The sequence below is a fragment of the Aurantibacter sp. genome, assembly GCF_039941195.1.
GTDB lineage: Bacteria > Bacteroidota > Bacteroidia > Flavobacteriales > Flavobacteriaceae > Aurantibacter_A.
Genome location: NZ_JBDVFA010000052.1, coordinates 34,903 through 55,869 on the forward strand (window position 1 = coordinate 34,903; position 20,967 = coordinate 55,869).

Below are 20,967 nucleotides of genomic sequence, written 5' to 3' on the forward strand. Positions count from 1 at the left end.
GAATTGGCCTTTTAGATAAAATATTTTTAACTAGCTTTTTTTAATGCCTCATTAGATTTGGTAAGTGTAAAGTAAAAGGAAGATCCCTTATTAGGTATGCTTTCTACCCAGATAGAACCATTATTCTTTTCTATCATTTCTTTACAAAGCGAAAGTCCTAATCCAGTACCTTTTTCATCATTAGTACCGTATGTAGTCACAGCTGAATTTTCTTCAAAAATTAGACGCTTTGTTTCCTCATCCATCCCAATTCCTGTATCGCGCACAGATATTTCCCAATAATCATTTTTCTCAACAGCTTCAACAGTAATTATGCCATCTTCAGGAGTGAACTTTAATGCATTACTAATTAAATTACGAATGACAATGTCTATTTGGTCGCCATCAGTCCAGGCCAAAGTGTTGTTTGGAACACGACTAATTAATTGGATAGATTTATTTTGAGCTAATTCAGAGAGTAATCTAATATTATCATTTACCAAAGCATCGACAGCTATCTTTGATGGCTTAGTAATAAGTCCGTTCATTTGACTTTGTCCCCAAGAGAGTAGGTTATTAAGTGTAAATGATATGTTTTCTATATCATTACGTAGTTTAGGAATAAAAGTCATGAATTCCTCCTGGTTCATTTCACCATCTCTAAACAGGTTAAGCAGACCTTGAAAGGCACCAATGGGGCCTCTTAAATCGTGTCCAATAATAGAAAAAAGTTTATCCTTTGTAGCGTTAATTTCACTTAATTCAGATTCACGAATTTCAAGGTTATTTTGTTTTATATTTAGCTCGGTATTGAGTTTTCTTTGAATTTTTTCGCTCCTTTTAATAAGGATGGTCACCGTTAAGAAAATAAAAAGAATAAAAACGGCTATATAAACATAATTCCTTTGCTTTGCCAAAGATTTCTCATTTGCAATTTCCCATTCTTCTTTCTGTCTCTCATAGTCTACCTGAGTCTTTAACATGGTCAAACTTTTCTTGTTTTCACTTCTAGATAGCGTGTCAGTTACTGTTTGATAAATTTCATGAAATTTAAGAGCTGTTGCATAATCAGCTTCTTTTTTACTAATTAGGTATAATGTTTCTGCACATTCTTGAATACCTTCTTTAAAATTCAATTCGTTCGAAAACTTATATGCTTTTAAGGCATGTGTTTTTGAGAGAGAATCTTGATGATTTCCAAAATAAGCTTGTGCCATGCCATTTAATAAACTTATTTCTCCTCGCGTATCTTGTAGCTTATCATGTAACATTTCACTCTGTCTATACCAATGAAGTGCCCATTTATATTTTTTCTGCTTCAAGTAGGTTTTACCTTTTATTTCGTAGGCATAAGCGAGCCAATCTGTAATTTGTAAACGTTCAAAAACTGAAATACTGCTGTTTATATTAAACATTGCGTATTCTAGTTCACCCATTTCAGCATAAAGTGAGGCTATATTACTTGTTGTTTCTGCAGTAAAGATTTCATTCTTTAGTTCAGCATTAATTTTTTTAACTTCTTTGTAGAATTCTAATGCTTGTTTAAAATCCTTTTGAGCTACATATAGACTAGCGATGTTCTCATTCATTATAGAGAGCATCTTTTTACTATTTTGAGCTTCGGCCTTTTCAATACCGATTAAGAATATTTCTAGGGCGCGAGCATAATCACCAACAAATGTATATTCTAAGCCCAGATTATTTTGAATTCTAAGCTCTAATTTATTTTCTGATGATTCTGCAGCTAGGTCTCTTCCTTTTTTGAAGTTTTCAATAGCGAGTTTGGAGTTTCCTTTATCTGAATAATAATTACCTAATCCAAGTAAAGCTCTACATTCACCAGCTTTGTAATTTGTTTCTTGGCTAATTCTCATAGCTTCTAACGATAGTGAAAACAGACTATCCGTTTTATAATAACGTAATTCATCTCCAAGTGTATTTAATAAATTTACATACACTGAATCTTTCGTAGAAAAGTTTACCGTATTCTTATATTCTGTCAGGCGTAGTTTTAAACTATCAATAGATGATTGTTGGGCAGAAATGTTTTGAAAAGAGAGTGCCACGACCGCAAAAAATGCAAATGTGCACTTAATGTGGTTTAACTGAAATAATTTCTTAGTCTTGATTCGGGACATTTCAAGCTTTACTTAAGTTGTAAATTTAATCTGAGAGTTGTGGGTATAATAATTTATGTTGTGAAATTGCAAAAAATGTGTGTTTGAACGTTAATACGTGGTAGTTCATCGATGATTTGGACTTGAGCCCCGCTTTTGTTCATTAATTTGGATGGATAAGACTAATAGTGAAAAAATAGTTGAAATAACACTTTTTTTAATTTGAAAGATCAGTTAAAAAAAATTACATTTGCACTCGCAATAAATGGTGGTTGTAGCTCAGTTGGTTAGAGCATCGGTTTGTGGTACCGAGGGTCGTGGGTTCGAGCCCCATCTTCCACCCAAAAGTAAAGCCTCTTAGAAATAAGAGGTTTTTTTGTGCTCCAAATTTTCTCTAAATCAAAAACAATAAAAAAGTCCGCTAACATTATGTTAGCGGACTTTTATTAAAAGTATGGACAACTTAATTAATAGCCTTGTCAACTACTAGTTTGTTTGCTCTATTTGCAACTTCCCAGGCCGTATGAAACACTAACCTGGTACGATTTTCAAGTAAATCGTAATTTATTTTATCCGGTGTATCTCCTGGTTTATGATAATCGTCATGGGTACCATTAAAATAAAATATGATGGGAATATTATTCTTGGCGAAATTATAATGATCACTGCGATAATAGAATCGATTTGGGTCATTTTCATCGTTATAAGTATAGTCAAGTTCAATATTCATATACTTATTATTTACCTCTTCGGAGAGTTCATGTAATTCTGTACTTAGTTTGTCAGATCCTATTAAGTAGATATAATTACGCTCACCCTCACGTTTTGGGTCAATTCTACCAATCATATCTATATTTAAATTAGCAACAGTATTAGCCAATGGAAATATCGGGTCAAAATCAGTATAATACTGCGACCCTAATAATCCTTTTTCTTCTCCAGTTACGTGCAAAAATACTATGGAACGTTTTGGGCCATTACCATTTTCTGCCGCTTCCTTAAAGGCTTCAGCAATCTCTAATAGCGAAACAGTACCAGATCCATCGTCGTCGGCACCATTATTTATATCACCATTGGCATTAACTCCTATATGATCTAAATGAGAAGAAATAACAACGTATTCATTTGGTTTTTCAGAACCTTCAAGTATGGCCACAACATTTTCTGATTCTATTTTTAAATTATCCCCAGAAAGATTAAAACTTATTTTAGATGGAATTGAGTGTGGTTTTTCATTAGCATCGATATCACTAAGAATTGATTGTGCTAAGGTTTTATTTAAGACAAGGTAAAAGAATTCTTTGGAGTTTTTTGCAATTGTCATCTGCCCGCCATCGTTTTTCTTCATATAATCGAAATAGCCTTTGTATCGTGGGTAATTCAATTCATCTAAAAAGAGCATACCTTTAGCTCCTTTCTCTTCCGCAATTTTTGCTCTTTTTGCTATAGCTTCTGATCTATTACTCCATGCCGAAGGTTCTACAGTACCCGATAATTTGTAAGTTCCATCGGTATTTGTAGGCTCACCATATTTGGCTAAAATAATCTTACCCTTTAAGTCCAGACCTTCATAATCAGAATAGCCATCTTCTTTTATTCCAAAGCCCACATAAATTATTTCATCAAAATCTCCAGTAGCTTTAGTAAAAGTTAAGAAAGATTCACCAAGATTATATTCTTTACCGTCAACTTTAATTGAACCAGTTGGAAGTTCGGTCATCTCCAACGGTACATCCTGAAAGTAGTCACCGTCTGATTTAGCTGCAGGAATTCCTAAACGTTCATATTCCGCTTTTATATAGGCTACTGCTTTTTTCTGGCCTGGTTTTCCTGTTTCTCGACCTTCATAATCATCCGAAGCATAGGTATATAGGTGTTCTTTTAATTCTTCTTCTGTTATAGTTTCAGCAAACTTTTTAGATTGATCTACATTAGAAACTTCTTTATTTGTATCAGAAGCAGCTTTTTGTGACGAATTGCAAGACATTGCTAAACAAACCGCTAAAAAGATTAATTGTTTCATTTTCGAAAAATTTTGTTTAAAAACAAACAAAAATAGCGAATCATTATCAAATAATCGGATAATCTAAGCGAATGAATACTATTGTAATTTAGATATTAAATTCCGCTATACTTCGGTAATCACTTGGCGTAATTCCTTTTAATTTTTTAAACTTTCTATTAAAATTAGAAATTGACGAAAAGCCAGACATCTCAGCAATATCTGCTATAGAATAGTTTTCTGGCCTAACTGCCAACTGGCAAGAATGTTCAATTCGGAGTTCAATTAAAAATTCGAAAAATGTCTTATTGGTATGCTGCTTAAAAAATCTGCAAAATGCGTTCGGTGTAAGATGTATAAGCGATGCCACATCATTTAAACTAATATCATCTTGAAAATTATTCATAACAAAGTCAAAGACCAATCCAATCCGTCTCCCTTCGTCCTGAGTTATTTGTTTTGTTTTAATGAAAGTTGTTAGTGATATTGTCTCTGATAATGTAAACAGTTTTATAAGTTTTAGGAAGCTTATGAACTTATCCAGTCCTTTTTGGTCTAACAAGTTTGTAATTAGTTGTTTGATGGATTTCTCGTTAGACAGTAATTTAAAACTAGATTCAGACAGGCTTAAAAAGCGCTGCATCTCTTTCATTTCAGGGATTTTAAGAAAACTTTGGCCGAAGCTATCTTTAGTGAAAAATACAGAAATCATATGTGAGGTTTCATCGTTTTTTGCACTCTGGAATAAATGCGGTGTATGACTACCTATAGTAAATACATCACCAGATTTATAGCTATGAATACTGTCAGCTACTAATAGTTTTCCATTACCTTTAAAGATATAACTTATTTGAATATGTGCATGTTGATGTAAGTAATTATAAAATGTTTTTTGCATATCGACTTGTAGTAGAATAGAGTCGTTAACCGATTTTGGTATTTCAAAAGCAAGAACTTTCATAATCTATAATTACGCTTATATTATACCTTAAATTTAATAAATATGGAATAGAACGGTAATATAGTATTAATAATAGATAAAATTGAAGTAACAAATTTTATAGAGCACAATTATTTTTGTAAAAAAAACAAACACATCATAATTATGAAATTTAACTGGGAGGGTGTAATGCCTGCGGTAACTACAAAATTTAATAAAGATGACACCTTAGATTTAGGGATGTTCACGATTAATATTGAAGCGCAAATTAAAGCAGGAGTACACGGAATTGTTTTAGGTGGATCTTTAGGTGAGGCGAGCACATTAACTCGAGATGAAAAAATAATTTTGATTAAAGAAACGGTAAAAATTGTTAATGGTAAAATTCCTGTAATAATGACGATTGCAGAGCAAGCTACTAGTGTTGCTATAGAGGCCGTTAAAGATGCTGAAGAGAACGGTGCTAATGGACTAATGATTTTACCCCCTATGCGCTATAAGTCAACAGATAGAGAAACTGTTGCCTATTTTAAAACGATAGCAGAAAGTACAGATTTACCCATAATGATTTACAATAATCCAATTGATTATAAAATAGAGGTTACTGTAGATATGTTTGCCGAACTAATGGAATTGGATAATATTGAGGCGGTAAAGGAATCTACCAGGGATATCATAAATATTGGACGATTACGCAATCGTTTCGGTGATGACTTGAAAATACTTACGGGTGTGGATCCATTAGCTTTAGAGAGTTTATTAATAGGAGCAGACGGTTGGGTTGCTGGCTTAGTTTGTGCTTTTCCTAAAGAAACAGTAGCTATTTATGAACTAGCTAAAGCAGGTTATGTAAAAGAAGCTACGGTAATCTATCGCTGGTTCTTACCTTTGTTAGAGTTAGATATAAGTCCGCAATTAGTGCAGAATATTAAACTGGCTGAAGTTGCAACAGGTCTGGGGACAGAAAATGTTAGAGCTCCTAGATTGCCATTAGAAGGAAAGGAACGTGAGCGTGTGCTTAAAGTTATTTCAGATGGAATTAAGAGTAGACCTAAATTACCTGATTATAAAAATTTAATTGCTGTACCCACAGCATAATTATTGAATAGAAGTATATGATTACTGGAAAAAACTACATTGGAGCTGAAAAATCAGCAACGGGGAATAAAACGTACAAAACTTTTAATCCTAAATTAAATTCAGAAACAGAGTGGACTTTTACAGAGGCTACTTCTGAAGAGATAGATACTGCAGTTGCAGAGGCGGCTGGCGCTTTTAAGATTTACAGCGCTTTTTCTGATACTAAAAAAGCAAACTTTTTAAGAGCCATCGCTCAAGAAATAGAAGCATTAGGAGATACCTTGATTCAGACTTATATGAAAGAATCTGGTCTTCCAGAAGGTCGTGCAAAAGGTGAAAGGGGCAGAACAATGGGGCAGTTGAATGCTTTTGCTAATTTGTTAGAAGAAGGTTCGTGGGTAGATGCCACTATTGATACGGCACAACCAAATAGAGCACCTTTGCCAAAAGTGGATTTACGAAAAATGTTAATGCCTATTGGTCCAATAGTAGTATTTGGATCTAGTAATTTTCCTTTCGCATTTTCTACGGCTGGTGGTGATACTGCTAGTGCCCTAGCTTCTGGATGCCCAGTACTTGTAAAAAGTCACCCAATGCATGCTGCTACCGGTGAAATGGTAGCTTCTGCTGTATTAAAGGCTGTTGAAAAAACGGGTATGCCTAATGGTGTTTTTTCAAACTTAAATAGTAGTGGAATTGAGGTAGGACAGCAATTGGTAATGCATCCTATGGTTAAAGGAGTTGGATTTACAGGAAGTATTAAAGGAGGTACTGCTTTATATCGTTTGGCAAATCAGCGGGATGAACCGATTCCGGTTTTTGCTGAAATGGGTAGTATAAATCCTGTAGTTGTTTTGCCTTCCGCTTTGGAAGAAAAGAGAGATGAATGGGCGAAAAGTTATGCAGGTTCAATAACATTAGGAGCGGGGCAGTTTTGTACAAACCCGGGATTAATTTTAGGGATAAAAAGTTCAACTTTAGATAGCTTTATAAAAACGTTGGGAGAATCTATAGTCGAAATAGATCCAACTTGTATGTTACATCCAAATATTTTTAAAGGATTTGAAACCGGTAAAAATGAGTTGTCTAGTCAAGGTGGTGTAAACATAGTTGCTGAATATAGCGAGGATGCCGCACCTAATTATGCAAAACAAAGAGTACTAACTGTAGATGGTGCTAACTTTTTAAAGAACACAAAGCTCCATCAAGAAGTGTTCGGTCCGTTTTCAGTTGTTGTTAGTTGTGAAAATGCTGATGAATTGGCTGAAATTATTGAAAAACTTGAAGGACAATTAACAGGTACAATATTAGGGAGTACTGAAGAAATCGCGACATATAGTTATGTAGTTAGTGCCTTACAAAGTAGGGTAGGTCGTATAATTTTTAATGGTGTACCAACTGGTGTGGAGGTATGTCCTTCGATGCACCATGGAGGCCCATTTCCAGCAACAACCGATAGTAGATTTACATCAGTAGGTACTTCTGCAATAAAGCGTTGGGTACGTCCTGTTTCTTTTCAAAATTGGCCACAAGCTGCTTTGCCAGAGGCTTTAAAGGATGATAATCCATTAGGAATAAATAGGTTAGTAGACAGTAAGTTTACATATGACAAAATAGAATAAGTTGAATTAAATGACTTAAAATGGGGGTTAATACTTTTGTATGTATCGATGCACATACTTGTGGTAATCCAGTACGTGTTGTTAAAAGTGGTGGTCCAAAACTTGAAGGACGAACCATGAGTGATAAAAGACAGCATTTTTTAAAAGAGTTTGATTGGATTCGTAAAGGACTCATGTTTGAACCTAGAGGACATGATATGATGAGTGGTAGTATATTTTACCCACCTGCAGATCCAACAAATGATTTCGGCATACTTTTTATAGAAACTAGCGGGTGTTTGCCAATGTGCGGTCATGGTACAATTGGCGCCATAACTATTGGAATTGAAGAAGGACTTATCGCTCCTAAAATATCGGGAAAAGTACGCATGGAAACACCAGCCGGACTTGTCGAAATTCAATACAAAAAAAATGGAAAAAAAGTAGATTGGGTTAAATTGACCAATGTGAAGTCTTATTTGGCTGCGTCCGATTTAAAGGTCCATTCTTCAGTACTGGGTGAGCTTAAGTTTGATGTAGCTTATGGAGGTAACTTTTATGCCATTTTGGACCCGCAAGAAAACTTTTCTGGAATTCAAGATTTTTCAGCAAGTGAATTAATTGGACTAAGTAGGGAGATTAGGAATTCCATAAATAAACTATATCCAGATTTGTTTATTCATCCAGAAGATTCAACAATTCGTAATGTAAGTCATATATTATGGACTGGAGAAACCATTTCGAATGAGGCTAACGCTAGAAATGCAGTTTTTTATGGGGATAAAGCGATTGACAGATCCCCATGTGGTACTGGAACTTCGGCCAGAATGGCCCAATGGTTTGCCAAAGGAAAATTAAAAGTTGGAGACTCATTTATTCATGAAAGTTATATAGGCTCCCAGTTCATTGGGGTTGTGGAGGCCGAGACGACACTAGGTGGCAAACAAGCAATTTTACCAAGTATACAAGGTTGGGCAAGAGTTTATGGTCACAATACATTAACTATTGATGATGACGACCCATATGCACATGGGTTTCAAGTTATTTAATATGGGTAAAAAAGTTGTAATAATCGGAGGCGGTATTATTGGTTTATGTTCGGCGTACTTTTTACAAAAAGAAGGTCATGAAGTAACAGTTTTAGACAAATCTGATATTTCTGAAGGAGCTTCTTTTGTAAATGCAGGCTATATAACACCCAGTCACATTATACCATTAGCATCCCCAGGAAAGATTGCTCAAGGTATTAAATGGATGTTTAATTCTTCGAGTCCTTTTTACATGAAACCTAGAATAGATGTCGACTTTTTTAAATGGGCGTGGTATTTTCATAAATCGTCAACAATCAAAAAAGTTGATAAAGCAATACCGCTAATAAAAGATATTAATCTACTAAGTCGAGATTTATTCGAAGGCATTAAGTCGTCGGGCGATTTAGGTGATTTTCAATTAGAGCGTAAAGGATTATTAATGCTTTATAAGACTGAGACATCCTACTCACATGAAATAGCAGTAGCTAACAAGGCAAAATCCTTAGGTTTAGAAGTTTCAGAATTAAATAAAGCAGAAATAGAAAATATTGAACCAAACATAAAAATAGATGCAGAAGGCGCTATTCATTATGAATGTGACGGACATATGACCCCTACGGAGTTTATGCCAAAAATGCTGAAATATCTTAAGGATGCTGGTGTTCACATCAAAACCAATGAAGAAGTAATCGATATTGGTATGGAAAATGGATTAATTCAAAATGTTACAACTTATAAGGATAACTACGCAGCTGATGAAGTAGTATTAGCAGCTGGATCTTGGAGCGGACAGCTTTCAAAAAAACTTAATATTGCATTGCCAATTCAGGCTGGTAAAGGCTATCGAATAAACGTAGAAAGAAATACTGGAATATCAATGCCAGCAATTTTAATGGAGGCAAATATGGCAGTAACTCCTATGAAAGGTTTTACACGTTTCGCAGGAACAATGGAGTTTTCAGGAATTAATACTTTGGTTAGAAAAGAGCGCGTTCAAGCAATAGCTAATGGTGCACGTAGTTTTTATCCAGAATTAGAGATTACCAAAACTGAAATAGCAGCTTCTAAAACTGGAATGCGACCTGTTACTCCAGACGGGCTTCCGTATATTGGTAGAAGTTCGAAGTTTAAAAATCTAACTTTTGCGACTGGCCATGCTATGATGGGGTGGAGTTTAGGTCCAGCAACGGGTAAACTTGTTTCTGAAATTATTTCTGATAAAAAATCTTCGATGAGTTTAGTAGGTTTTGCACCAGACCGCAAATTTTAAATAAAAAAGCATCCGTTAATTAGCGGATGCTCTTTTTTTACTACAGTATATATTTTATTCCCTAGAAAGAATACTCAAGATGTACCAGAACAACAACATTAACGAAGCAAAAAGTCCTAATGAGGCAGCTACATATTGATTTGGTTGATACTTATGTATCAAATTCGAAGTTTGATATAGAATAGACCCAGATGCCAAAACAACCATACCAACACTAAACCAAAGTCCAAGGTTAAATCCGAAAATAGTTCCAGCGATAATAAGGCCTAATGCAATAAAAAAGCCAATTGTTAAAGCAGATTTTAAAAATGAAAAATCCTTCTTTGTTAAGAATACTATTGCTGAAAGACCAGTAAACATCGATAATGTTAAAATAGCAGCCTGATTTAAAATATCGAAAGCACCTTCACCACCCATCATCATAGCAATAAAAATTAAGGGTATAAAAATGAAAGCCTCTGCGATTACATATAAAATAAGTCCAATATAATGTGTTTTTACACTATCACTTCGTAAGGCCAAGCGTTCTGCATAATTTGTAATTAACATAAATCCACCTAGCATAATAAGCCAACTGTATCCTGATGTCATTGATAAAGCAAAATTAACAATAGGATCAATTTGAAAGAAAAGTGTTTCAACAAGTATAAAAAGTAAAACGGAACCTGCTAAATGAGCATAGGTTTTTTTGTAAAAAGCAACTCGTACTTGATCCGAAAGTTGACTAACTACTCCAGTTTGAGGTGTTTGATGATTTTCCATATTAAATGTTATTGAGGTTTGAATTAAATTTAACAGCGGCTTTATTAGTAAAATTGTATGTATCAGACGAATAGCAATTATTTTCGTTATCCCTATATTTCATGGGTTTTTAACCCATTAAAAGCGAAGATTATTGATTACCTTGGTCATTGTTTTTATTCAATAAAAGATTTAATATGAGATTCCTGTTTGTACTTGTTTTTATTTTTAGTGCTTCGATTTTTGCGCAAGATAAAAATGCTGAAAAATCACCTCCAAATATTCTATTTATTCTTTCCGATGACCATACTTCTCAAGCTTGGGGAATATATGGTGGAATATTAAAGGATTACGTTAATAACAAAAATATTGAAAGGCTAGCTAGTGAAGGAGCAGTTTTAGAGAATGCTTTCTGTACGAATAGTATTTGTACACCTAGTAGAGGGGCAATACTAACAGGTCAATATAGTCATGTAAATCAAGTATATACATTAAGCGAGCCATTACCACCAGGGCATCCGCATATTGCTAAAGAATTAGGTAAAGCCGGTTATCAAACTGCAGTAATAGGAAAATGGCATTTGGTAAAACAGCCCGAAGGTTTTGATTATTTTAATGTACTTCCAGGTCAAGGTCGTTATTGGAATCCCATTTTAAAAACCGAAGAAAATTGGGAAGACGGATATACCGCTACTTCAGGTACAGAATACAAAGGATTTTCTACTGATGTGATTACTGATTTAACTATAGAGCATTTAAATAAACGAGATACCTCAAAACCATTTTTAATGTTTTGCAATTTTAAGGCAACGCATGAACCATTTGATTATCCCAAACGATACGATTCTTTATATATAAATGAAGAAATTCCGGAGCCAGCATCATTGTTTGATTTTGGTAAGGAGACAACAGGTAGAACTTTTAAGGGGCAAAAGTTAGAGAATATAGCTGCTCGTTGGAAAAAGGCAACGGAAGACCCTGAGAATTTCTGGACGGATTATCCAGGATTACCTTATCCTTTAGAAGGTTTAGATAGTGTGCAAAAGCGCAAGAAAATTTATCAAAAATTAGTGAAGGATTTTATGCGTTGTGGTGCAGCTATTGATGATAATATCGGTAAACTATTAGATTATTTGGAGGCTGAGGGTATTGCTGATAATACAATTGTTATTTATACTGCAGATCAAGGTTATTTTCTTGGGGAACATGGTTTTTTCGACAAACGTTTAATTTATGAAGAATCATTACAAATGCCTTTTGTTATTCGATATCCTAAAGAAATTAAAGGTGGACAGCGCATTGATGATATTGTATTAAATATTGATTTTGCACCATTAATGGCTGATTATGCTGGGATTGAAAAACCAGATTTTATGCAAGGGGAAAGTTTTAGAGAGATACTTAAGGGAAATTCCCCTGAAGATTGGAGATCAGAAATGTACTATAGATATTGGTTACATCATCCAGATAGACCAGCACATTTTGGAGTTAGAAATGAAAGATACAAATTGGCTTTTTTCTACGGTCAACCATTAGGAATGCGTGGTACAGATAAAGTAGTAACGAAACCGGCTTGGGAATTCTATGATATTCAAGAAGACCCTAAAGAATTACAAAATAGTTATGACAATCCTAAGTATGCTAAAATCATCGCTGAGATGAAAATAGCTATACAGAATGAGCGAAAGAAATACGGTGACTTAGATGCAAATCACCCTGAAATGACAAGTATTATTTCGGATGCCTTTGGAAATAAGTAAGTTATTTAGATAAGAATTTAGAAATTCCTAATTCGAGTCCACGTAGTTCTGCTAGTCCTCGTAGTCTGCCAATGGCAGAGTAACCAGGATTGGTATGTTTATGTAGATCATCTAACATAAGGTGACCATGATCTGGACGCATTGGTATTTGCCAATCACTTCTACCTTCTTTTTTACGTCTTTGCTGTTCAGTTAGAACTTTTTTTACGATTTCGTACATTGGAACATCACCTTCTAAATGGTTAGCTTCATAGAAATTTTTATTACCATCGCGTTGTGTACTTCGTAAATGTAGAAAATGTAATCGCTCCGCAAACCGTTCAATAATCTGTATTAAATTATTATCAGCTCTAGCACCTAGTGAACCAGTACATAATGTTATACCATTATTTATCGATGGTACATTTTCAAAAATATGGGCATAATCTGCTTCGGTACACATAATTCGAGGTAAACCTAATATAGCGAAAGGTGGATCATCTGGGTGAATACAAAGTGCTACGCCATTTTTATCTGCAGTCGGAATTACATCTGCAAGAAAAGCAACTAAATGCTTTCGCATTTCAGTTTCACCAATATCTTTATAATCGTCTAATTTTGATTGAAAAAGACTTAAATCGTATCCATCTTCACGCATTGGATAACCATCAGCAGAACCTGGTAAGCCAGCAATAATTGTTTTGACTAAATCTTTTTTGTCATTTTCTGACATAGCTTCAAAAGTAGATTTGGCTTCTTCTATTTGCTTGGGAGAATAGTTTTTTTGTGCACTTGGTCGTTTCAATATAAAAAGGTCAAAAGCTGCCAAGGCACTAAATTGAAAAGCCAATGCTTTAGAGCCATCTTTCATTTCAAGAAAAAGATTAGTACGTGTCCAATCCAATACGGGCATAAAATTATAGCATACCAATCTAATATCACATTTCGCTAAATTCTCAAGGCTTACTTTATAATTCTCAATGTATTGTTTGTAATTACCTTTTCTAATTTTTATGTCCTCATGTATTGGTAAAGATTCTACTACCGTCCATTTAAGTCCTGCCGCTTCTATGCTATTTTTACGTTTTAAAATTTCTTCTATCGTCCAAATATCACCGGTAGGTATTTGATGTAATGCAGAAACAACCCCTTCTGCTCCAGCTTGTTTAACATCTTGTAAGCTAACAGGGTCTGTTGGTCCATACCAACGCCATGTATGTAGAGTTTTCATAAAATAATAGATTAATTATACACCGCTAAAAGCACTAAAGCCCCCATCAATAGGTAAAACTGCTCCTGTAATAAATTTAGCAGCATCACTACATAAAAAATGTATGGCTCCATTTAATTCATCAGTATTACCAAATCTTCGCATAGGAGTTTTTTGAATTACAGCATTTCCTCTTTTCGTATAAGACCCGTCTTCATTAATTAAAACAGCTTTATTTTGTTTAGCAATAAAGAAACCTGGAGCAATAGCATTTACACGAATTCCATCTCCAAATTTTGTGGCCATTTCAACTGCCATCCATCGCGTAAAGTTTTCCATTGCAGCTTTAGAAGCAGAATAACCAGGAACTCGATTTATAGCTTGGGCAACGGCCATAGAAGAATAATTGATCATTACTCCCTTTTTGTTTTCAGCCATTGTTTTTCCAAAAACGATGGATGGTAGCACTGTTCCATTTAAGTTAAGCTCATTAACCTTTTGAAAATCGGCCATATCCAAATCGAAAATGGTTTTATCATCGGGTATAGTAGCACCAGGTAAATTTCCACCGGCACTATTTATTAGAATATCAATTCCACCAAATTCTTTTAAAACTTCTTCACGCGTAGCTATTAATTGTACTTCGGAAAGTACATCAGATTCAAAAGCAACTGCTTTATTAGGCAATAATTTTATTAAATCAGATACCGATGATTTATTACGTGAAAGTAAAGCTAGTTTTACACCAGCATTGGAAAGACATATTGCGGCTTCACCGGCCAAAGTACCACTCGCACCAGTAATTATTGCTACCTTGTCTTTCAGGTTAAAAAGGTCTGTCATATTTTGTTTCTATCAACCTGAAATATACTTAATATATTATATATTACTTCATCATAATAGGAAATTGACTTTACTAATTTCTAAAAATAATTACTTTTATAACTTAATAATTATTTAGACCAACCCATGAAGATTTATAAGACTGTTGACGGAGTATGTATAGAATTAAATTCTAATTTTTTCCAAAAGGAAATTACAGATTGGGATGCATTTATAAATAGAACAAATCTTTATAGTTTATTGGTAAAAGAAGTTGAAACATGGGAAAGTTGTGGTTCGCCTGAAGGAATTCTAGCGCCAATAGAAAATCAAGAAATTTGGGCTTCGGGTGTTACATATATGCGCAGTAGAGATGCAAGGATGGAAGAATCGAAAGATGCTGGAGGCGGTACTTTTTATGATCGTGTTTATGTTGCAGATCGTCCTGAGCTTTTCTTTAAAGCCACTGCTGCTAGGACTGTTGGACCTAATGGAACGGTAAGAATCCGTAAAGACTCTAAATGGAATGTACCAGAACCTGAATTGGCTTTATTATTAAGTTCTGAGGGTACTATTGAAGGATATACCATTGGAAATGATATGAGTTCTAGAGATATAGAAGGAGAGAATCCTTTATATCTACCACAAGCAAAAACCTATGAAGCTTGCGCGGCTTTAGGACCGTGTATATATTTATCGGGTGAACCTATAGATCCAGATTCACTTATTACATTAGAAATATTTAGAAGTGGAGCCACTGCTTTTAAAGGGGAAATTCCGTTGAGTAATATGAAGCGTAAATTAACGGATTTAGTTGGCTACCTATTTAGAGAATGTAATTTTCCTAAAGGTTGTTTTCTAATGACAGGAACAGGAATTATTCCACCGGATGAATTTACATTACATATTGGCGATGAAGTACATATTTCCATTGATAATATTGGAACGCTTATCAATACAGTAGGGCAGTAGTAGAAGTATTAATTACTTAACTTTTGTTTTAGCTCTATCCCTTTTCAGATTGATTTTTTTCTGTAACCATTCCGGATAATTGCTATCATCTTCTGCATCAAATAATTGCACTTGTTGCGAAGGGTCAGGTTTAATTAAATCTTTAGAGGTACAACCTAAAATTTGTGCTGCTGTATCAACACCCGAATGCGAAGCTCCCGCCACACCATGCGACAGTACACTTGAGCCACAGAGGTACAAGTTTTCTATTTCACTTTTGTTTTTAAACGCAAATGGTCCAATATTCCACAGACTTTTTTCGGTACCGTAGATACTTCCTCGTGTAGTATTTACATAATATTCGTTGGTAATAGGTGTGCCCAATTCTAACTGTACAATATGTTCGGAAATATTGGGGACAACGGTTTCAAGTCCTTTAAGCATTTTCTTAGTTAGTAAATTTTTAAAGTCGAGATATTCTTGTGAACGTTGTTCACTTTCATTTTTAAATTTTTCGAAAGGGGAGTAGTCCACCAAAGTAATTGCTTCTAGAGTATGATACTTGCCATCATAACTCGATGGGTCTTTTAACGAAGTACAGCTGATAAACATTCCTTCAAAGGGAGCATCACTAGTTAAGTCATCTTTCATCATTTCTGCATAATATGCATTCTCATCCCTATTTGGCATCATCCAAATATTACCAGAATCTAGCCCCGCCTTTCTTAAATCGTAATCAATAGTCATAAATAACATTAATGAAGTACAAGAATATTTAGTCTTGTTTAATTTCTTTAATAATTTTTTACTAAGGTGCTGCTCACCAATTAGTTTTTTATAAGTGATATCAGGATCTGTATTCGAAACTATTCGGTCTGCATATAATTTTCTGCCATTTTCAAGTTCAACGCCAATGGCTTTTTTAATAGTACCGTCTTCAATTAGTATTTTTTGAACACCGTTGCTAGTCCATACCTCCCCATTATTTCTTTTAATGGCATTCGTCATCGATTTTATGAGCGCGCCTCCGCCACCCATAGGGTAAAATCCACCACTAAAATAATGAGTCATTAAACCTGCATGCATTAAAAAACTAACTTTATTTGGGGCTAATGCATGATCGCCACATTGTATATTTAAAATTCGTTTTAATAAAGGGTCTTTAATATGTCTATTAATAATACGGTTTAAAGTAAACGGAGCGTGTTTACCCATATGCCTAGTTTTATACGGCATAAATAATTTGTTCCAAAATCCTTTAAAATGTGGTATCATTTGCACCTCTTTACTCACGGTTTTTATGAGATTTAAGTAGGTATAAATGTTCTTTTTTTCTTTGGGAAATTTTTCTTGTAGCCGTTTAATGAGTAGATCGAAATTATTTGGATAATCGAATTTCTGATCTCCCATTCTAACATGCTCATAGCCGTTAGGATTCATCCTAAAAAACGTCAATTCACTAGCAATTCCTAATCCACTATATAAGTTGTTTGTTGTTTCCCCTTCTTCTAAAAGACCTACATAATGTACCCCTGGAGTAAAACGGTGACCATCCAAGTAAAAACTATGACACCAACCTCCAGGGACATCATGTTTTTCAAGCACCAATACTTTTTGACCTGCTTTAGAAAGACAAATAGCTGTAGCAAGACCACCTGCGCCTGCACCAATAACTATAGTATCCCACTTATTTTTAGTACTCTTTTTGTTTTCAATCATATAGTTGTGTAACTCAATTCAAAAAAGAGTTTTGTTTTTTAACTACTTGGCCAAAGCTTCGGCAATTGCTTTTTCTACCAAAGGTTCCATTACAGCGTAACCTTCTGGCGTAGGATGCACTTCATCATGCGCGTACTTTTTAGGTAATCCGTTACGTTCATCGGCCATTGCTGTAAAATAATCGAGATAAATATGGCCAGCTTCTTCGGCGTAGGTTTTTATCATTTTATTTAACGCAGGTATTTTTTCATTTGGTTTTAATCCAGGTCGCCAAGGATAATCATAAGCAGGAAGTACTGAAGATAAAATCACCTTAATATTGTTTGCCTCAGAAACTTCAGCCATCGACTTGATGTTATCTAATATTTGTTCTAACGTCATTGGTCCTGTATTACCGGCAATGTCATTGGTGCCAGCAAGAATTACAACAACTTTTGGTTTTAAATCAATAACATCTTGTCTAAATCGCAATAGCATTTGTGGTGTAGTTTGACCACTAATTCCTCGATTTACAAATGGTTTGTCTTTAAAAAATTCAGGTCTATTATTTATCCAACCTATCGTGATGGAATTACCCATAAAAACAACCCTATTTTCATAAATTGATGGTTCTCCAACTTTCATATTTTTTTCTTGAAATTGTTTAAGATTTGGCCAATCTTCTTTCGATTGTGCAGTTACAGTTAGTCCTAAGAGTAGAACAAAAGTTAAAAGATTGATTTTTATAATTTTCATAATTCTAATTGGTTTTCTATAGAAATTCATCACTCACAAAATACTGATAAGTCATCACATTTTAAAAGTCAGCAATGGTTTTGTGCTATTTTGTTGTTATTTCTAGTTTTTTCAGACCTTCTAAGTTTGATAGTAAAACTTCTTTTACATCACCATTTTCTATATGTCCAAGAATACCAAAATCTCCTGTGTAGCCCGCTGCTATCAATTGATTAATCATTTCCCTTTCAAAATCTCCATCTCCTATTGTCATAATTTTTGGACCACCTTTACGAATACCATTCAAATTAACACTCCATAAATAAGGCATCATCATTTTTACTAATTCGGGGAAATTCTCCAATTGATGGTGAGCATGATGGAAATTATAAATAAGGCCTAATTCTTCATTTGGTAAGGCCTCAATAATTTTAATTTGATTTTCTGGTTCACCAAACCAATCACCATGGTTATATAAGGCAATGGTACAGTTTAAAGCAACTGCTCTCTTACTCAAATTAGAAATCATATTAGTACCTTTTTCTACTGCTTCAGCATCAGATAAGTTATCGAAAAAATTAGCATGAAAACTAACCCAGATTTGGCCCTTATAACCAACCTCTTCAATTATCTCAAAAAGCTTTTCATTGGAGTCACTTAACCTTTCAATGGTGTTCGCATTATTATCAATCCATAGCCAAACACTAATTACTTCTACATTGTTCTTTTTTGCTAATTGAAGTTCTTCAGCCATAGTCGCTAAATGTTCATCACGCCAATCATATGCATATTTTGTAATGCCTATTTCTTTAAGCATATTTATTCGTTCAATAGGTGTTCTTTTTAAACTATCGTAAGGTACAATACACCATGCATACAGATTTTCAGTTTGGATTATTGACTTTTTATCAGACGAATTACAGGCTGATAATAACAAAATTGTTAGAACAAAAAGTGGAATAATTTTTTTCATTTTTATGTTTTAAAATTTCTCAAAAACTCCCAATCCAAAAAGTGCAAAATCATATTTTACCGGATCATGTGGGTCAAGCTTTCTTAAATTATAATCAAGTTCAGCCAATGCCTTAGCATCGTTTTGTTTGCGTGTAAGCAAATTTAATTTTCGGGCAACATTGCCTGAATGAACATCTAAAGGACAAGATAATTGTGAAGATAAAATACTTTTCCATAAACCGAAGTCAACCTTGGTAGAATTATCGCGAACCATCCAACGCAGAAACATATTTAAGCGCTTAGCTGCGCTACCTTTTAATGGGTCTCCTACATGTTTCGTTGTTCTCGATTGATGTGGTAGTTCGAAAAAAAGTTTTTTAAAATTTGAAATTGCTGGCTGCACCGAATTTTCTTCAATACCAATTGAAAATGCAGCTTCTAAACCATTATGGTTTTTATAAATGTTTTTTAAACTGGATATAAAAAAAGTGAGGTCTTCAGCATTAAATGTACGGTGTACAAAACCTTGTAAATTTTCTAAATCTTTTTCTTCGTGATTTATAATAAAGTCATATGGTGAATTACCAAGTTTATCCATAAGTTTATTAGCGTTGGTAATAATACTTTTTCTATTTCCCCAAGCTATAGTTGCAGTTAAAAATCCACTGATTTCAATATCTTCTTTTTTAGAAAATCGATGTGGAATTTGAATAGGATCGCTTTCTAAATATTTAGGCTTGTTGTATTGCTCAACTTTAGCATCTAAAAATTCTTTAAGTTCTTTTTGATTCATTCTGTGGGAATTGAAATATCAAAAGCAAGTGCTAATAAAATGGGTCCTATAAGAATTAAATTATAAAAAGCATGTAGTCCAATTGCCCATGCAAGACCAAATTTCACGCGAATAAAACCTAACATAGCCCCCACAATTATCTGGGGTAATACTAAAAGAGGTGCTAACAAAAGTGTGGTTGTCGTAACCTCATAATTGGTAATATGGATTAATCCAAAAGCAATGGTAAGGCCCCAAAAAATAATATTGAAATAAGATTTATTTTTAAAATAAATCATTGGACCTCTAAAAAATAATTCTTCAAGTACAGGAGCTAATATAACTGCTACAAAACCTGAAAATAGTAAAGGGTACTTATCTAGAGCATCGTCTATAGCATGATTTCCTAGGTCAAGACCGAAAATAGGTTCTATCATCCCAAAAATGAGCGTCAAACCAATATTAATTACTAGTGCGCCAATTAAAATTTGGAAAAATATTTTTTTGCGATAGTTAAACTCTGCATTCTCATCTTCAATATAGACTGGTTTTTTTAAAAACAGTAATAAGTCATCGAACATAACCGATTCTAATTAATTTCAGTTATCGATGCTGTGGTTGCAGTTTCTGAACTTGTAATTAATCCGTCGACCATGGTAAGTTTTCGGTCTGCTAAATCTGCTAATTCGTCATTGTGGGTAACGATAACAAAAGTTTGTCCAAATTTATCGCGCAATTCAAAAAATAATTTATGAAGATTATCTGCACTTTCGGTATCAAGGTTACCACTAGGTTCATCTGCGTATATGATAGAAGGACTATTAATTAACGCACGGGCAACGGCTACACGTTGTTGTTCACCTCCAGATAACGCATTAGGCTTATGATTTGTTCGTTCAGAAAGTCCTAAAAAAGCAAGTAATTCTAACGCTCTTTTTTCTGCTTCTGCTTTTGAAGTACCTTTAATAAATGCAGGAATACATACATTTTCAAGAGCAGTAAATTCAGGTAATAACTGGTGGAACTGAAAAATAAAACCAATATGCTCGTTTCTAAATCGTGCTAATTCTTTACCTTTTAAGTTCGTCACTTCAATACCATTTAATACTAAAGTGCTTTCTTTTTCATTCGATTGCTTGTCTAGAGTACCCAAAATTTGAAGTAAGGTCGTTTTTCCGGCGCCAGATGCACCGACCACTGAGACAATCTCACCAGATTTTATATGCAAATCTACACCCTTTAATACCTGTAGATTACCGTAATATTTTTGAATGTTTGATGCTTTAATCATCCATAGTAATTTTAAGTTTTGAAAGTAATCATTG

Annotated in this window: 18 protein-coding genes and 1 tRNA gene; 7 read left to right on the forward strand and 12 right to left on the reverse strand. The window is 34.2% G+C overall.

The window, feature by feature from the left end; all coding sequences use genetic code 11:
* Positions 1 to 26 precede the first annotated feature (26 nt).
* On the reverse strand, positions 27 to 2,117 hold the full coding sequence (locus ABJF52_RS08995) for a tetratricopeptide repeat-containing sensor histidine kinase (protein WP_348149239.1): 2,091 nt from the start codon (positions 2,115 to 2,117) through the stop codon (positions 27 to 29).
* A 246-nt stretch (positions 2,118 to 2,363) separates the two neighbouring features.
* Between ABJF52_RS08995 and ABJF52_RS09000 the strand changes: the two genes are divergently transcribed.
* Positions 2,364 to 2,439 (forward strand) — tRNA-His (locus tag ABJF52_RS09000).
* Positions 2,440 to 2,559: 120 nt separating this feature from the next.
* Here the strand turns inward: ABJF52_RS09000 and ABJF52_RS09005 are convergent.
* Both ABJF52_RS09005 and ABJF52_RS09010 read right to left on the reverse strand, forming a co-directional pair.
* On the reverse strand, positions 2,560 to 4,119 hold the full coding sequence (locus tag ABJF52_RS09005; protein WP_348149241.1) for a M28 family peptidase: 1,560 nt from the start codon (positions 4,117 to 4,119) through the stop codon (positions 2,560 to 2,562).
* A gap of 88 nt (positions 4,120 to 4,207) precedes the next feature.
* The gene (locus ABJF52_RS09010; protein WP_348149243.1) at positions 4,208 to 5,059 is read right to left on the reverse strand and encodes an AraC family transcriptional regulator; all 852 of its coding nucleotides are present in this window, start codon (positions 5,057 to 5,059) and stop codon (positions 4,208 to 4,210) included.
* A 144-nt stretch (positions 5,060 to 5,203) separates the two neighbouring features.
* Here ABJF52_RS09010 and ABJF52_RS09015 point away from each other — a divergent pair, with 144 nt between their 5' ends.
* From ABJF52_RS09015 to ABJF52_RS09030, 4 genes are read left to right on the forward strand one after another with little or no spacing between them, the layout of a single operon-like run.
* A complete protein-coding gene (locus ABJF52_RS09015) occupies positions 5,204 to 6,136 on the forward strand; it encodes a dihydrodipicolinate synthase family protein (RefSeq protein WP_348149245.1) in 933 nt (310 codons plus the stop codon).
* Between the two features lie 17 nt (positions 6,137 to 6,153).
* Positions 6,154 to 7,740, forward strand: coding sequence for an aldehyde dehydrogenase (NADP(+)) (locus tag ABJF52_RS09020; protein WP_348149247.1), 1,587 nt, complete (start codon positions 6,154 to 6,156; stop codon positions 7,738 to 7,740).
* 20 nt (positions 7,741 to 7,760) lie between these two features.
* Positions 7,761 to 8,768, forward strand: coding sequence for a 4-hydroxyproline epimerase (locus ABJF52_RS09025; protein WP_348149249.1), 1,008 nt, complete (start codon positions 7,761 to 7,763; stop codon positions 8,766 to 8,768).
* 1 nt (position 8,769) lies between these two features.
* Complete coding sequence (locus ABJF52_RS09030; protein WP_348149251.1) at positions 8,770 to 10,020, forward strand: FAD-dependent oxidoreductase; 1,251 nt, start codon at positions 8,770 to 8,772, stop codon at positions 10,018 to 10,020.
* A gap of 54 nt (positions 10,021 to 10,074) precedes the next feature.
* Here the strand turns inward: ABJF52_RS09030 and ABJF52_RS09035 are convergent, their stop codons facing one another.
* Positions 10,075 to 10,782, reverse strand: a complete 708-nt coding sequence (locus ABJF52_RS09035; protein WP_348149253.1) for a Bax inhibitor-1 family protein — start codon at positions 10,780 to 10,782, stop codon at positions 10,075 to 10,077.
* A 176-nt stretch (positions 10,783 to 10,958) separates the two neighbouring features.
* On the opposite strand from ABJF52_RS09035, the gene ABJF52_RS09040 reads away from it, so the two are divergent.
* Complete coding sequence (locus tag ABJF52_RS09040) at positions 10,959 to 12,521, forward strand: sulfatase (RefSeq protein WP_348149255.1); 1,563 nt, start codon at positions 10,959 to 10,961, stop codon at positions 12,519 to 12,521.
* Position 12,522: 1 nt separating this feature from the next.
* Here ABJF52_RS09040 and uxuA read toward each other — a convergent pair whose 3' ends face one another.
* Entirely contained in the window at positions 12,523 to 13,731 is a 1,209-nt protein-coding gene (gene uxuA / locus ABJF52_RS09045; protein WP_348149257.1) for a mannonate dehydratase, read from the reverse strand.
* Between the two features lie 15 nt (positions 13,732 to 13,746).
* Positions 13,747 to 14,553, reverse strand: coding sequence for an SDR family oxidoreductase (locus ABJF52_RS09050; RefSeq protein ID WP_348149259.1), 807 nt, complete (start codon positions 14,551 to 14,553; stop codon positions 13,747 to 13,749).
* 126 nt (positions 14,554 to 14,679) lie between these two features.
* Between ABJF52_RS09050 and ABJF52_RS09055 the strand changes: the two genes are divergently transcribed.
* Positions 14,680 to 15,504 carry a fumarylacetoacetate hydrolase family protein gene (locus ABJF52_RS09055; protein ID WP_348149261.1) on the forward strand — a complete coding sequence of 275 codons (825 nt, stop codon included), beginning with the start codon at positions 14,680 to 14,682 and terminating at the stop codon, positions 15,502 to 15,504.
* A gap of 12 nt (positions 15,505 to 15,516) precedes the next feature.
* On the opposite strand, the gene ABJF52_RS09060 is transcribed toward ABJF52_RS09055, so the two are convergent.
* The 6 genes from ABJF52_RS09060 to ABJF52_RS09085 form a co-directional block, all read right to left on the reverse strand.
* The gene (locus tag ABJF52_RS09060; protein ID WP_348149263.1) at positions 15,517 to 17,202 is read right to left on the reverse strand and encodes an NAD(P)/FAD-dependent oxidoreductase; all 1,686 of its coding nucleotides are present in this window, start codon (positions 17,200 to 17,202) and stop codon (positions 15,517 to 15,519) included.
* Positions 17,203 to 17,244: 42 nt separating this feature from the next.
* Positions 17,245 to 17,937 (reverse strand): SGNH/GDSL hydrolase family protein, encoded by a 693-nt coding sequence (locus ABJF52_RS09065; protein WP_348149265.1) that lies wholly within the window; start codon positions 17,935 to 17,937, stop codon positions 17,245 to 17,247.
* A gap of 85 nt (positions 17,938 to 18,022) precedes the next feature.
* Positions 18,023 to 18,889: a hypothetical protein gene (locus ABJF52_RS09070; protein WP_348149266.1), complete on the reverse strand. Its 867-nt coding sequence runs from the start codon at positions 18,887 to 18,889 to the stop codon at positions 18,023 to 18,025.
* Positions 18,890 to 18,898: 9 nt separating this feature from the next.
* Positions 18,899 to 19,663, reverse strand: coding sequence for a TIGR02757 family protein (locus ABJF52_RS09075; RefSeq protein WP_348149268.1), 765 nt, complete (start codon positions 19,661 to 19,663; stop codon positions 18,899 to 18,901).
* On the reverse strand, positions 19,660 to 20,223 hold the full coding sequence (locus tag ABJF52_RS09080; RefSeq protein WP_348149270.1) for a CPBP family intramembrane glutamic endopeptidase: 564 nt from the start codon (positions 20,221 to 20,223) through the stop codon (positions 19,660 to 19,662). The genes ABJF52_RS09075 and ABJF52_RS09080 overlap by 4 nt, the downstream gene beginning before the upstream one ends.
* Positions 20,224 to 20,231: 8 nt before the next feature.
* Positions 20,232 to 20,933 (reverse strand): ABC transporter ATP-binding protein, encoded by a 702-nt coding sequence (locus ABJF52_RS09085; protein ID WP_348149272.1) that lies wholly within the window; start codon positions 20,931 to 20,933, stop codon positions 20,232 to 20,234.
* Positions 20,934 to 20,967: the final 34 nt, after the last annotated feature.